Source organism: Rhodosalinus sp. K401, assembly GCF_041365735.1.
In the GTDB taxonomy this organism is placed as follows: Bacteria; Pseudomonadota; Alphaproteobacteria; order Rhodobacterales; family Rhodobacteraceae; genus Rhodosalinus.
Genome location: NZ_JBGFSI010000007.1, coordinates 28,139 through 39,815 on the forward strand (window position 1 = coordinate 28,139; position 11,677 = coordinate 39,815).

Sequence of the window (11,677 nt, forward strand, 5' to 3'; positions counted from 1 at the left end):
AAGGACGAGGGGAGGAGCAATGACCGATACCTATCCGCCTTCCGCGGAAACCATTTCGCGCGCGCATGTCACCGCGGAAACCTACGAGAAGATGTATGCCGAAAGCGTTTCGGACCCCGAGGGGTTCTGGAAGCGTGAGGCGATGGAGCGGGTCGACTGGATGACGCCCTTCACCAAGGTGAAGGACGTCAGCTTCGATTTCGGCAACGTTCACATCAAGTGGTTCGAGGACGGCACGCTGAACGTGGCGGCCAACTGCATCGACCGGCACCTCGAGACGCGCGGCGACCAGACCGCGATCATATGGGAGCCCGACGAGCCCGGCGATGACGCGCAGCACATCACCTACCGGGAACTGCACGGGCAGGTCTGCAGGATGGCGAACGTGCTCAGGTCGCTCGGCATCGGCAAGGGCGACCGCGTCGTGATCTACCTGCCGATGATCCCCGAGGCGGCTTACGCCATGCTCGCCTGCGCGCGCATCGGCGCGATCCATTCGGTGGTCTTCGCGGGCTTCTCGCCCGACGCGCTGTCGGCCCGCGTCAACGGATGCGACGCGAAGCTGGTCATCACCGCGGACAGCGCACCGCGCGGCGGGCGCAAGACCAAGCTCAAGGACAACGTGAACCAGGCGCTGCTGCGCGACTTCGACGAGGTCAAATGCCTCGTCGTGCGGCGCACCGGCGACCAGGTGGCCTGGCGCTCCACGGGCGATTACTGGTGGCACGAGGAGGCCGAGAAGGTCGACGACGACTGCCCGCCCGCGGAAATGAACGCGGAGGATCCGCTCTTCATCCTCTACACCAGCGGGTCGACCGGCCAGCCCAAGGGGGTCGTGCACAGTTCGGGCGGCTATCTCCTCCATGCCGCGATCACGCAGCAGATCACCTTCGACTACCACGACGGCGACATCTTCTGGTGCACCGCGGACGTGGGCTGGGTGACGGGGCACAGCTACATCGTTTACGGGCCACTGGCGAACGGCGCCACCACGCTGATGTTCGAGGGCGTGCCCACCTACCCCGACGCGAGCCGCTTCTGGCAAGTCTGCGAAAAGCACAAGGTCAATCAGTTCTACACCGCGCCCACCGCGATCCGCGCGCTGATGGGCCAGGGCGACGAGTTCGTCACGAAATGCGATCTGTCGTCGCTGCGCATTCTCGGGACCGTGGGCGAGCCCATCAACCCCGAGGCCTGGAACTGGTACAACACCGTCGTCGGCAAGGGGAATTGCCCGATCGTGGACACCTGGTGGCAGACCGAGACCGGCGGCCATCTCATCACGCCGCTGCCCGGCGCCCATGCCACGAAGCCCGGCTCGGCCATGCGGCCCTTCTTCGGCGTCCAGCCCGTGGTTCTGGATCCGCAGTCGGGTGAGGAAATCGATGATTTGCCCGCCGAGGGCGTGCTGGCGCTGAAGGACAGCTGGCCCGGCCAGATGCGCACCGTCTGGGGCGATCACAGCCGGTTCGAGGCGACCTACTTCCAGCAATACAAGGGCCACTATTTCACCGGTGACGGCTGCCGGCGCGATGCGGATGGCGACTACTGGATCACTGGGCGCGTGGACGACGTCATCAACGTCTCGGGCCACCGCATGGGCACCGCGGAGGTCGAATCGGCGCTGGTTGCGCACGCCAAGGTGGCCGAGGCCGCCGTCGTCGGATACCCGCACGCGATCAAGGGTCAGGGGATCTATTGCTATGTGACGCTCATGAACGATGTCGAGCCCTCGGACGAGCTGCGCAAGGAACTGCGCGACTGGGTCCGCCAGGAGATCGGGCCGATCGCGTCTCCCGACCTCATCCAGTGGTCGCCGGGCCTGCCCAAGACGCGCTCGGGCAAGATCATGCGCCGCATCCTGCGCAAGATCGCCGAGAACGATTACGGCAGCCTTGGCGACACCTCGACCCTCGCGGACCCCGGCGTGGTGGACGATCTGATCGACAACCGGATGAACCGGGAGTGATCCCGCGCGGCGCGCGCCCAGAGTGTGCGCCGCTTGATCGCGGTCATTGCGCGAGGGTGGCTTGAGGCGTTCCCTTGCGACCGATCGAAAGGAGATCCCCGATGCGACGACTGTCCCTCGTCTTCACCTGCACTGCGATGCTGGCCGTTTCGGCATGCGAGAACCTCACCCGAGAGGAAAGGGTCGTCGTGGGCGGACTGACCGGCGCGGCGGTCGGGCTCATCACCGCGCGGGAACTGACCGACGACGATGACTGGGTCATCATCGGCACGCTGACCGGCGCGGCCGCCGGCGCGCTCATCGCCCGCAACCGCGACACCGGTCGGTGCGCCTACGCCACGCGCGGCGGCGGCTACCGCGTGGCCCCCTGCTGAAATCCGGGACGCGTTAAGGTTTCGTCAAGGCGCGCCTGCGACAAGGGGTGCGGGGGTTCGAACGGAACGAAAGCGTGTCCCGATGTCCTTCCTGGGGTCTTCCATCCTTCAAGCCGCGCCGCACGCCGCCACCTACCCGCTCTCGCTTCCCGCGGCCCTTGCGCCGCAGGCCACCGACACCCGCGTGGCTCCCACACGAGGTGGCGACGGCGCCGGTCTCGATCACGACCTGCGCCGTTACGGCGCGCCCCAACGCGCCCGCCGCGACGGCCACAGCGCGCCGCCCTCGATCCTGCAGATGAAAATCGACAGCCTGCTTCGCGAACAGGCCGAACGGCGTGCGGACGAAGCAGCTGAGGCTGCCGCGCGAAATCCGTCGCAGCGGACCGACGCGGCGGCCCTGCGCCCCGACTTGGCCGTCGGGGCAGGCACCGAAACGCCGGCCGAGGACCGCGAAGGCGCAGGGGCCGCTCGCGCCGGCACGCCGCCAGCCGTGACCCCGACCGACGCCCCCGGCGCCCCGCGGAAGGGGGTCTGAGCCGGCGATCACGCCGCTTTCCTCGCCCCGGGCCATGCCCTATACACGGCCAAATCAGGAGGGGGCGGCGCCGGGCGGGCACGCCCCGGGGCAATGGCCGAGGACGACATGACGACACACACGCACGACGACGACGTGGCCTTCATCCGCGCGCTGGCCGAACTGCTGCGGGAAACCGATCTCACCGAGATCCAGGTGGACCGGGCCTACGGCGAGGCGGACACGCTGAGCGTCGTGGTCAGCCGCGCAACGCAGGCGCAGCCCCAGCTCGTGCAGGCCCCTGCTCCGGCCCCCGCGCCGTCGCCGGCCCCCGCACGGGATGCCGCCGAGGCCGCCACGCCCGACGACCTTGCAAGCCACCCGGGCGCCGTGACCTCGCCCATGGTGGGCACGGTCTACATGCAGCCCGAGCCCGGCGCCCCGCCTTTCGTGAGCGTCGGCACCGGCGTCTCCGAAGGTGATACCCTGCTCATCGTCGAGGCGATGAAGACCATGAACCACATCCCCGCGCCGCGCGCGGGCACGGTCAAGCGTATCCTCGTCGAGGACGGCTCGGCGGTGGAATACGGCGCACCCCTCGTGATCATCGAGTGAGCCGCGCCATGTTCGACAAGGTCCTCATCGCAAACCGGGGCGAAATCGCGCTTCGCGTGATCCGTGCCTGCCGCGAGATGGGTATCGCCAGCGTCGCGGTCCATTCCACGGCCGACGCCGACGCGATGCATGTGCGCATGGCGGACGAAAGCGTCTGCATCGGTCCGCCCTCCGCGACGCTGAGCTACCTGTCGGTGCCGGCGATCATCTCCGCCTGCGAGGTCACGGGCGCGCAGGCGATCCATCCGGGCTACGGTTTCTTGTCCGAGAATGCGCAGTTCGTCCAGATCGTCGAGGATCACGGCCTCACCTTCATCGGCCCGTCGGCCGAACACATCCGCGTCATGGGCGACAAGATCACCGCCAAGGACACGATGAAGGCGCTCGGCGTGCCTTGCGTGCCCGGCTCGGAGGGGGGTGTCACCTCGCTCGAGGAGGCGCGCGCGCTCGGCGCGGAGATCGGCTATCCGGTGATCGTGAAGGCGACCGCGGGCGGCGGAGGACGCGGCATGAAGGTCGCCCGCTCGTCCGAGGAGATGGAGCGCGCGTTTCGCACCGCCCGCGCCGAGGGCAAGGCCGCGTTCGGCAACGACGAGGTCTATATCGAGAAATACCTGACCACCCCGCGCCACATCGAGGTTCAGGTCTTCGGCGACGGCAAGGGCCACGCCGTGCATCTGGGCGAGCGCGACTGTTCGCTCCAGCGGCGCCACCAGAAGGTCTTCGAGGAGGCGCCGGGCCCCTGCATCAGCCCCAAGGAGCGCGCGCATATCGGCAAGGTCTGCGCGGACGCCGTGGCCCGGATCGGCTATTCCGGCGCGGGCACCATCGAGTTTCTCTACGAGGCGGGCGAATTCTATTTCATCGAGATGAACACGCGCCTTCAGGTCGAACACCCCGTGACCGAAGCGATCTACGGCGTCGATCTCGTGCGAGAGCAGATCCGCGTGGCCGAGGGCTACCCGCTGTCCTTCACGCAGGACGACCTCACCATCAACGGCCACGCCATCGAGGTGCGCATCAACGCGGAGCGCCTGCCCGATTTCGCCCCGTCCCCGGGGCGCATCACCCAGTATCACGCGCCGGGCGGGCTGGGCGTCCGGATGGATTCCGCGCTTTACGACGGCTACATGATCCCCCCCTTCTACGACAGCCTGATCGGCAAGCTCATCGTGCACGGGCGTGACCGGGCAGAGGCGATGGCGCGGCTGAACCGCGCCCTCGGAGAGCTTATCGTGGACGGCGTGGACACCACGATCCCGCTTTTCCGACGCCTGCTCGACGCGCCGGCCGTGCAATCGGGCGATTACACAATCCACTGGCTGGAGACATGGCTGGAGACGACCCTCGACGCCTAGCGCAGGGCGTGCCATGACCGGCCCGCCACCCGCCCGGCAGGACGTCGCGCTGACGCCCGAACTCGTCCTGCACGCCTACGCGATGGGGCTTTTCCCCATGGCCGAGCACCGGGAGGACGACACCGTCTTCTGGGTGGACCCGAGACGCCGGGGCGTCTTCGAACTTGATCGCTTCCACATCTCCCGAAGCCTGGCCCGGCGGATGCGGCGCGGCGGCTTCTCGGTGACCGTCGATACCGCTTTCGAGGCGGTCATGGACCGCTGTGCCGACCGCTCCGAGACATGGATCAACGACGAGATCCGGCGCCTTTACGTCGCCCTGCACCGCATGGGCCACGCTCATTCGCTGGAAATCTGGATGGATGGCGAGCTTGCTGGCGGGGTTTACGGGGTGACCCTGGGGGCGGCCTTTTTCGGCGAAAGCATGTTCTCGCGTCGGACCGACGCCTCCAAGATCGCGCTCGCCTACCTTGTGGACCGGCTGCGGCTTGCGGGATTCCTGCTGTTCGACACCCAGTTCCTGACGCCACATCTCGCCTCGCTCGGCGCGGTGGAGATCTCTCGCGCAGAGTATCATCGCCGCTTGCGCGCGGCCCTCGAGGAAACGGCCGATTTCACAGCGCCGGCGCTGCCGGCCACGCCTCAGGACGTGGTGCAGCGCAATACCCAGACGTCGTAGCGCGCGTGATCGAGCGCGTTGAGCGCGGGCGAGGCCGCGGTCATCCAGCCGGCGAAGACGGGCTCCGCCTTGCCGTCCTCCCGGATGACGACATACGCCCAGGCATCGCCGGAAGGATCGCCCTCCGGGTAGCGGCACTCGCGAAGAGAGATCTCGAGCCGCCCGAGCGTGACCCGCGCCCCGTTCACGAGCGTCACATCCTCGACCGTGCCGCTGATCTTGTCGAGCCCGCGCAGCACGGCGCCGGTGCCGCGTTCGGCCGCTTCCTGCGCCGAGGAGGCGGCGGGAAGCCCGGCGAGCGCCAGCATGAAAGCCGTCCTGCGGATCACTCGTCGCCCTCTGTGAAGAACTTCAGGAGAAGCGTCACGAGGCTCACGGAGCTCTGGGTGTCGATGATCTCTTCCCCCGGTTCCAGGTAGAACAGCGACCCGCCCGGCGAAATCTCGACGTAGTTGCCGCCGAGGAGGCCCTCCGAGGCGACGAGGATCGCGCTGTCGTCGGGGATCTGTACGCCCTCGCGCACGGTGAAGACCGTGTCGGCCCGGTAGGTTTCGGGATTGAGGCTGATATCCGTCACGGTCCCGATCTTCACGCCGGCAAGGCGCACGTCGGTACCCACGCCCACGCCTTCGAGCGAGCGGAAACTCGCGGTCAGCGGATAGGACCCGCCGTCGCGGGAAAAGCCGGTGATCTGGGCCGCGTAGACGACGAAACCGATGGCCGCCGCAAGGACCACGCCGCCCACGAGACTTTCCGCCCGGTGGTCAGACATCGCGTCTACTCCGGGGTCCAGGGCTCGTAGTCGCGCTGCTCGTCCGGCGCGACGCGGCGGATCGAGCCTGGCGGCGCATAGGCAAGCGGCGTGCCGGTGAGATTCTCCTGATGGGGTTTTTCCCACGGCTTGTGAGGCAGCGGCCGGTCGGTCGGCGGCTCGTCCCATGTGCGGTGCAACCATCCATGCCAGTCCGGGTCCACGCGGCTTGCCTCGGCTTCGCCGTTGAACACCACCCAGCGGCGGCTGTCGTCGCGGTTGCGGTAGAACGCGTTGCCCTGCGTATCCTCGCCCACCCGCTCGCCATGACGCCAGGTGAAGAACTGCGTGCCAAGCGTCTGGCCATTCCACCAGGTGACCGATCGGTTCAGGAAACTAAGGATGCCCATCGACGCCTCCAGATATCACCCGTTCCATATGGACCAGCGCGCAGGCAAGGTCCAGTGGTGCGCCGCGCGGCATTCACGATGCCGGCAAAAGCCACGTGCCGCGGCGCCACAGGATCGCCGCGCCGAACCGCTTCGGCCGCCGCGAAGAGGGGCCGGAGCATCCGACACAGGCACCGCATATCGCTGAAAGCGCCATGCGCACGCCACCGCGGTCGATGGCCGTTCCGATCTTGGATCCGGTCTGCGCGTTCTCCCGGCCTCAGCCGGCGCTCGCGCCTTCCTTCTTCTGGTCGGCGTAGATCATCAGCGGTTTGGCGTCGGAGGTCGCCGCCTCTTCGTTGACCACGACCTCGGTGACGGAGTCCATGCCCGGGAGCTCGAACATGGTGTCGAGCAGGATGTCCTCGAGGATGGACCGCAGACCCCGCGCCCCCGTCTTGCGGCGGATCGCGCGCTTGGCGATCGCCTGGAGCGCCTCGTCTGTGAATGTGAGTTGCACGTCCTCGAGCTCGAAGAGCCGCTGATACTGCTTGACGAGCGCGTTCTTCGGCTGGGTCAAGATCGTCACCAGCGCATCCTCGTCCAGATCCTCGAGCGTGGCGATGACCGGCAGACGGCCGACGAATTCGGGGATCAGGCCGAATTTCAGCAGATCCTCGGGCTCGAGCGCCGTGAAGATCTCTCCCACGCCGCGCTCGTCCGGGGCGCGCACATCGGCCCCGAAGCCCATCGCCGAGCCCTTGCCGCGCTGTGCGATGATCTTGTCGAGCCCCGCGAAGGCCCCGCCGCAGATGAAGAGGATGTTCGTCGTGTCCACCTGCAGAAATTCCTGCTGCGGATGCTTGCGCCCGCCCTGCGGCGGCACGGACGCCACCGTGCCTTCCATGAGCTTCAGCAAGGCCTGTTGCACGCCCTCGCCCGACACGTCGCGCGTGATCGAGGGGTTTTCCGACTTGCGCGTGATCTTGTCCACCTCGTCGATGTAGACGATGCCGCGCTGCGCCCGCTCGACGTTGTACTCGCTGGCCTGAAGGAGTTTCAGAATGATGTTCTCGACGTCCTCGCCGACATAGCCCGCCTCGGTGAGCGTGGTGGCGTCGGCCATGGTGAACGGCACGTCGAGGATGCGGGCGAGCGTCTGGGCAAGCAGCGTCTTGCCGCAGCCGGTGGGGCCGATCAGCAGGATGTTGGACTTGCTGAGTTCAATGTCGCCGGATTTGGCCGCGTGGTCGAGGCGCTTGTAGTGGTTGTGCACCGCCACGGCGAGCACGCGCTTGGCCATGGCCTGGCCGATCACGTAATCATCGAGCACGTCGGAAATCTCGCGCGGGGTCGGAACGCCGTCGGTGCTTTTCAGCCCGCCGCCCTTCGTCTCCTCGCGGATGATGTCCATGCAGAGTTCGACGCATTCATCGCAGATGAACACCGTCGGCCCCGCGATCAGTTTGCGCACCTCGTGCTGGCTCTTGCCGCAGAACGAGCAGTATAGCGTGTTCTTGCTGTCGCCGCCGGAGTTCGTCGCCATATCACACCTTTCGGGCCGCTGTGTCTTTATCGGGCGCCGCGGCGGGCCGCGGCTTCGGCCTTCCTGTCGGAGCAGCTTAGGTCAGCCACCCACCGGCCACAACGCCAAATTTCCGGCCGGTTCGCCTTCGGAACAGAGACGGTTAACGATCAGGCGTCCGTCTCGGTCTCGGCGCGCTTCTGAACGATCTCGTCGATGATGCCCCATTCCTTCGCGTCCTCGGGCGACATGAAATAGTCGCGCTCGAGGGCGGTTTCGATCTTCTTGAGCGTCTGCCCGGTGTGGTGGACGTAGATGTCGTTCAGCCGGCGCTTGAGCTTCAGCGTTTCCTCGGCGTGGATCATGATGTCCGTCGCCTGGCCCTGGTAGCCGCCCGAGGGCTGATGCACCATGATCCGGCTGTTTGGCAGCGAGAAGCGCATGCCGGGCGCGCCCGCGGCAAGCAGGAGCGAGCCCATCGAGGCCGCCTGCCCGATCACCAGCGTGGACACCTTGGGCTTGATGTACTGCATGGTGTCGTAGATCGAGAGCCCCGAGGTCACCACGCCGCCCGGGCTGTTGATGTACATCGAGATTTCCTTGGACGGGTTTTCCGCCTCGAGGTGGAGCAGCTGCGCCACGATGAGGCTGGACATCCCGTCATGCACGGGCCCGGAAACGAAGATGATGCGCTCCTTCAGGAGCCGCGAGAAGATATCGTATGCGCGCTCGCCCCGGCTGGTCTGCTCGACCACCATCGGAACCAGGGTATTCATGTATGTCTCGAAGGGATCGGTCATCTGGGCCTGCCTGCCTTGTGTGCTGGGACGTCGTGGCGTCGTCGGTCTGTGGGAGTCTTAGTGTTGCACCGGGGGGGCTGCAAGGGGCGGCACGGCTCCGGCACGGGCGTTTGATCCGCGCGGCCCGGGCATTAGCTCTCTGCCGGTCGTGGAGGGTCCGATCATGCAGGCACTCACCCAGTTTCCACCGGCCCGGGCGGCCGGCCTCGCGCGGCTCGCGCGCTTCGTCCCGCGCGCTGGCACGGACTATGCGCGGCGGCGCAATCTGGATCTGGGCCCCGGCGGGCACGACCATGTCTCGGGGTTGTCGCCGTGGCTGCGCCGCAGGCTCGTGACCGAGGAGGAACTGCTTGCCTCCGTGCTCGGGCGGCATTCGCCGGTCGCGGCCCGCAAATTCGTGGAGGAGGTGTTCTGGCGCGCGTACTGGAAAGGCTGGCTGGAAAGGCGCCCGGCGGTCTGGACGAGCTACCGCGCGGGCCTCTTGCGTGCACTCGACCGCGTGCAGACCGAGGCGGGCCTTCGCCAGGACTGGGCGGCCGCCTGCCGCGGCGAAACCGGCATCGACTGCTTCGACGCCTGGGCGCGGGAGCTCGCCACGACGGGCTATCTGCACAATCACGCGCGGATGTGGTTTGCCTCGATCTGGATCTTCACGCTGCGCCTTCCGTGGGAGCTTGGCGCCGATGTCTTCCTGCGCCACCTGCTCGACGGCGACCCGGCCTCCAACACGCTTGGATGGCGGTGGGTCGCAGGGCTCCAGACGCCGGGCAGGACGTATCTCGCGCGTCCCGGGAACATCGAGAAATGCACCGGCGGCCGCTTCCGGCCCGAAGGGCTCGCCGCCGCGGCGCCTGCGCTCGAGGGTCCGCCGGCCCCGCCGCCGCGCCCCGTGCCCGAAAGCGGCCGCTGGGATCCGGGCCGGGCCACGGGGCTTCTGCTTACCGAGGAAGACCTTGCCCCCGGCTCCCTTTTCGAGGCGGGGCTCGCGCCGCGGGCGACGGCGGTGCTCAGTTCGGTCGACGGGCTTTCGCCGCTCGCCGTCGCGCCCCATCTGCTTGCCTTCGTGGAGGGCGCGATCGACGACGCCACCGCGCGGTGGGCGGCAAGGCTCGGCCCGGTGACGCGTCTTTCCTGCGCCGACGACATCGCGGAATGGGCGGCCGCGAACGGGATAGAGCAGGTCGTCACGCCCTACCCGCCCGTGGGACCCGCCGCCGATGCGCTGGCAGGGCGGGACGTGATCCGCATCCTGCGCCCCTACGACGCCGCGGCTTGGCCCCATGCCACGCAGAGCTTCTCCAGCTTCAGGGCGCGCATCCCTTCGCTGCTGGACGGGATCGGCCGACCCGCGGCCTGAAACGACGAGGGGCCGCCCCGAAGGACGGCCCCCGCATGCCGCACAAGGCGGTTCAGCCGAACATGTCGGTCGTGATGCCGGAATACCAGCCGAGGCTTTCCTCGTAGGTCTGGCGGCGCAGATCGGCGGGTTCGCCCGTGTCGCTGATGAAGCCGTCGACCTTGGCGATCTTCTCGTCCGTCGCCTCGTAGGTCGCGCCCACCTTCACGCCGTCGTCGGTGTCGATGAGCGACCAGCAGGTGTTGGAGAACTTGGCAGGGAACACGGTCGCCCCGGTGAGCGCGCCGCGGATCGCCATCGCCGCCACCTTGGCCTGGCTGTTGGCCGAGTAGCCCGATTTCGGCATGTCGCCCTGGTCGGTCGCATCGCCGAGGATATGCACGTCCTCGTCGAGGCGCGAGACCATCGTGTGGCCCGAGACCGGCGCCCAGTTCCCTTCGGTCAGGCCCGCCTCGTGGCAGATCCGGCCGGCCTGCTGCGCGGGGATGACGTTGCACGCGTCGACCTGCTCCACCATGCCGTCGATGTTGACCGTCATCTCGGCGGGGTTCACCTCGACGTTGTCGCCGCCGAAATCGGGCCCGATCCGCGAGATCATGCCGGGATAGTGCTTCTGCCAGCCCTCCTCGAAGAGCGCCTGCTTGGAGAAGTTCGCCTTCGGGTCCACGATCAGGATCTTGGCCGTCGGGTTCTGTGCCTTCAGCAGATGCGCCACCATCGAGACCCGCTCATAGGGGCCGGGCGGGCAGCGGTAGGGGTTGGGCGGCGCCACCATGGCGTAGAGCCCGCCCTCGGGCATGGCCTCCACCTGGGATTTCAGCAGCGCGGCCTGGGTGCCGCCCTTGTAGGCATGGGGCATCGTGTCCTGGTCGTCGATGCTCCAGCCCGGGACGGAGCCATCGACGAAATCGATGCCGGGGCTCAGGATCAGCTTGTCGTAAGGCAGCGACGCGCCGCTCGCGAGCGCGACGGTCTTGGCGTCGCGGTCCACGCCCACGGCCCAGTCGTGCACGACGTTGATGCCATAGTCGCTGGCGAGCTTGTCGTAGGAGTGCGCGAGGCTGTCATACTCGCGGAACCCGCCGATGTAGAGGTTCGAGAAGAAGCAGGTGTAGTAGCTGCGCGCAGGCTCGATCAGCGTCACATCGATCGCGCCGTCGCTGTCCTTGGCGATGTAGCGCGCGGCCGTGGCGCCGCCCGCGCCGCCGCCCACCACGAGCACACGGGGCTTGCCCTGTCCCAGCACGGCCGGCGCGTAGAGCGACGCCGCGGCCGCGGCGCCGGTGCCGATGAAGGCACGTCTGTTGAGTGTCATGAGGTCTCCTCCCTTGGCGTGTCGCCGG

The 11,677-nt window shown here is 67.7% G+C and carries 13 protein-coding genes; 7 read left to right on the forward strand and 6 right to left on the reverse strand.

Features of this window, described 5'->3' with window-relative positions:
• Nucleotides 1-19 precede the first annotated feature (19 nt).
• The 6 genes from acs (at nt 20) to aat (ending at nt 5,512) form a co-directional block, all read left to right on the forward strand.
• A complete protein-coding gene (gene acs / locus AB6A66_RS09570) occupies nt 20-1,969 on the forward strand; it encodes an acetate--CoA ligase (protein ID WP_371055691.1) in 1,950 nt (649 codons plus the stop codon).
• A 101-nt stretch (nt 1,970-2,070) separates the two neighbouring features.
• Nucleotides 2,071-2,343: a glycine zipper 2TM domain-containing protein gene (locus AB6A66_RS09575; protein WP_371055692.1), complete on the forward strand. Its 273-nt coding sequence runs from the start codon at nt 2,071-2,073 to the stop codon at nt 2,341-2,343.
• An 82-nt stretch (nt 2,344-2,425) separates the two neighbouring features.
• Nucleotides 2,426-2,881 carry a hypothetical protein gene (locus tag AB6A66_RS09580; protein WP_371055693.1) on the forward strand — a complete coding sequence of 152 codons (456 nt, stop codon included), beginning with the start codon at nt 2,426-2,428 and terminating at the stop codon, nt 2,879-2,881.
• Nucleotides 2,882-2,989: 108 nt separating this feature from the next.
• On the forward strand, nt 2,990-3,475 hold the full coding sequence (accB, locus tag AB6A66_RS09585) for an acetyl-CoA carboxylase biotin carboxyl carrier protein (RefSeq protein WP_371055694.1): 486 nt from the start codon (nt 2,990-2,992) through the stop codon (nt 3,473-3,475).
• An 8-nt stretch (nt 3,476-3,483) separates the two neighbouring features.
• On the forward strand, nt 3,484-4,833 hold the full coding sequence (gene accC, locus AB6A66_RS09590) for an acetyl-CoA carboxylase biotin carboxylase subunit (protein WP_371055695.1): 1,350 nt from the start codon (nt 3,484-3,486) through the stop codon (nt 4,831-4,833).
• Between the two features lie 13 nt (nt 4,834-4,846).
• On the forward strand, nt 4,847-5,512 hold the full coding sequence (gene aat, locus AB6A66_RS09595; RefSeq protein ID WP_371055696.1) for a leucyl/phenylalanyl-tRNA--protein transferase: 666 nt from the start codon (nt 4,847-4,849) through the stop codon (nt 5,510-5,512).
• Here aat and AB6A66_RS09600 read toward each other — a convergent pair.
• The 5 genes from AB6A66_RS09600 to AB6A66_RS09620 form a co-directional block, all read right to left on the reverse strand.
• A complete protein-coding gene (locus tag AB6A66_RS09600) occupies nt 5,476-5,820 on the reverse strand; it encodes a DUF2155 domain-containing protein (protein WP_371055697.1) in 345 nt (114 codons plus the stop codon). The two genes, aat and AB6A66_RS09600, sit on opposite strands and share 37 nt — an antisense overlap.
• 17 nt (nt 5,821-5,837) lie before the next feature.
• Nucleotides 5,838-6,284, reverse strand: coding sequence for an outer membrane lipid asymmetry maintenance protein MlaD (gene mlaD / locus AB6A66_RS09605; RefSeq protein WP_371055698.1), 447 nt, complete (start codon nt 6,282-6,284; stop codon nt 5,838-5,840).
• 5 nt (nt 6,285-6,289) lie between these two features.
• The gene (locus tag AB6A66_RS09610) at nt 6,290-6,673 is read right to left on the reverse strand and encodes an NADH:ubiquinone oxidoreductase subunit NDUFA12 (RefSeq protein ID WP_371039170.1); all 384 of its coding nucleotides are present in this window, start codon (nt 6,671-6,673) and stop codon (nt 6,290-6,292) included.
• A gap of 259 nt (nt 6,674-6,932) precedes the next feature.
• Complete coding sequence (clpX, locus tag AB6A66_RS09615; RefSeq protein ID WP_371055699.1) at nt 6,933-8,198, reverse strand: ATP-dependent Clp protease ATP-binding subunit ClpX; 1,266 nt, start codon at nt 8,196-8,198, stop codon at nt 6,933-6,935.
• Between the two features lie 149 nt (nt 8,199-8,347).
• Entirely contained in the window at nt 8,348-8,977 is a 630-nt protein-coding gene (locus AB6A66_RS09620) for an ATP-dependent Clp protease proteolytic subunit (RefSeq protein WP_371039172.1), read from the reverse strand.
• Nucleotides 8,978-9,140: 163 nt separating this feature from the next.
• On the opposite strand from AB6A66_RS09620, the gene AB6A66_RS09625 reads away from it, so the two are divergent.
• Complete coding sequence (locus AB6A66_RS09625; RefSeq protein WP_371055700.1) at nt 9,141-10,334, forward strand: FAD-binding domain-containing protein; 1,194 nt, start codon at nt 9,141-9,143, stop codon at nt 10,332-10,334.
• Between the two features lie 52 nt (nt 10,335-10,386).
• On the opposite strand, the gene AB6A66_RS09630 is transcribed toward AB6A66_RS09625, so the two are convergent.
• Nucleotides 10,387-11,649 (reverse strand): FCSD flavin-binding domain-containing protein, encoded by a 1,263-nt coding sequence (locus AB6A66_RS09630; RefSeq protein WP_371055701.1) that lies wholly within the window; start codon nt 11,647-11,649, stop codon nt 10,387-10,389.
• Nucleotides 11,650-11,677: the final 28 nt, after the last annotated feature.

Excerpts from the sequence above, each read along its gene's own strand:
- AB6A66_RS09610 (WP_371039170.1), bottom strand. The coding sequence starts at position 6,673 with ATGGGCATCCTTAGTTTCCTGAACCGATCGGTCACCTGGTGGAATGGC.
- AB6A66_RS09620 (WP_371039172.1), bottom strand. The coding sequence starts at position 8,977 with ATGACCGATCCCTTCGAGACATACATGAATACCCTGGTTCCGATGGTG.
- mlaD (WP_371055698.1), bottom strand. The coding sequence starts at position 6,284 with ATGTCTGACCACCGGGCGGAAAGTCTCGTGGGCGGCGTGGTCCTTGCG.
- acs (WP_371055691.1), top strand. The coding sequence starts at position 20 with ATGACCGATACCTATCCGCCTTCCGCGGAAACCATTTCGCGCGCGCAT.
- AB6A66_RS09625 (WP_371055700.1), top strand. The coding sequence starts at position 9,141 with ATGCAGGCACTCACCCAGTTTCCACCGGCCCGGGCGGCCGGCCTCGCG.
- AB6A66_RS09575 (WP_371055692.1), top strand. The coding sequence starts at position 2,071 with ATGCGACGACTGTCCCTCGTCTTCACCTGCACTGCGATGCTGGCCGTT.
- AB6A66_RS09580 (WP_371055693.1), top strand. The coding sequence starts at position 2,426 with ATGTCCTTCCTGGGGTCTTCCATCCTTCAAGCCGCGCCGCACGCCGCC.
- accC (WP_371055695.1), top strand. The coding sequence starts at position 3,484 with ATGTTCGACAAGGTCCTCATCGCAAACCGGGGCGAAATCGCGCTTCGC.
- AB6A66_RS09600 (WP_371055697.1), bottom strand. The coding sequence starts at position 5,820 with ATGCTGGCGCTCGCCGGGCTTCCCGCCGCCTCCTCGGCGCAGGAAGCG.
- clpX (WP_371055699.1), bottom strand. The coding sequence starts at position 8,198 with ATGGCGACGAACTCCGGCGGCGACAGCAAGAACACGCTATACTGCTCG.
- accB (WP_371055694.1), top strand. The coding sequence starts at position 2,990 with ATGACGACACACACGCACGACGACGACGTGGCCTTCATCCGCGCGCTG.
- AB6A66_RS09630 (WP_371055701.1), bottom strand. The coding sequence starts at position 11,649 with ATGACACTCAACAGACGTGCCTTCATCGGCACCGGCGCCGCGGCCGCG.
- aat (WP_371055696.1), top strand. The coding sequence starts at position 4,847 with ATGACCGGCCCGCCACCCGCCCGGCAGGACGTCGCGCTGACGCCCGAA.